Below are 681 nucleotides of genomic sequence, written 5' to 3'. Positions count from 1 at the left end.
GCCGCATCGCCCGCGCCGGGCTGCTCGCCACCCAGAGCAAGGATGGCCGCCCGGTGCTGTTCTTCACCCAGGACGCGCAGGCCGGCATGCTCTTCCGCTTCGTCGCCGCGACCAACGCCCAGGACGGCACCGCGCTCGATTCCGGCACGCTGAGCGTGGCGGTGCTGGGTGGCGATGGAATCGACTGGGTGGCCCTGCCGAATGACGTGCCGACTCTGGCGGGGCTGGCCAATGCCGGCGCCACCGCCGGCGGCGAGACCTTCGACGCTCCGGCCGGGCTGGCGCTGAGCCAGGATGGCGGCGCACTTTATATGGCCTGCGCCGGCAACGCCCAACGCAGTGTTGCCGATTCGCTGAATCCTGGCGGCGGCGAGGGGCATATCCTGCGCTTCACCCTGCCCGGCGGCGATGCCACAGCCCGGCATTTCCCCGCCACGCTGGCACTTGTCGCCGGCAATCCGGCGCTGCGCGAGGGCACGCAATACGGCCCCGGCAGCCAGGCCTGGCTGCGCAAGCCGCGCACGCTGGCGGTTGATCCGGCGGGCAATCTCTGGATCGGCACCGACCAGAAGGGCGATACCGAACAGAGCGCCGACGGGCTGTTCATCATGCAGACCAGCGGCCCAGCGACCGGCGCCCTGGCCTATGCCTATCTGGCGCCGGTGGGCGCCGCCGCCGGCG

At 71.8% G+C, this 681-nt stretch carries 1 protein-coding gene; it reads left to right on the top strand.

Annotated elements, in window-relative coordinates; translation table 11 throughout:
- Positions 1-681 (top strand): alkaline phosphatase PhoX (locus MXAZACID_RS17400; RefSeq protein ID WP_008495912.1); only part of this gene is annotated, 681 nt, incomplete at both ends.

Source organism: Acidocella sp. MX-AZ02 (assembly GCF_000306035.1).
Lineage (GTDB): Bacteria > Pseudomonadota > Alphaproteobacteria > Acetobacterales > Acetobacteraceae > Acidocella > Acidocella facilis.
This window is presented reverse-complemented; position numbering and strand designations above follow the sequence as displayed.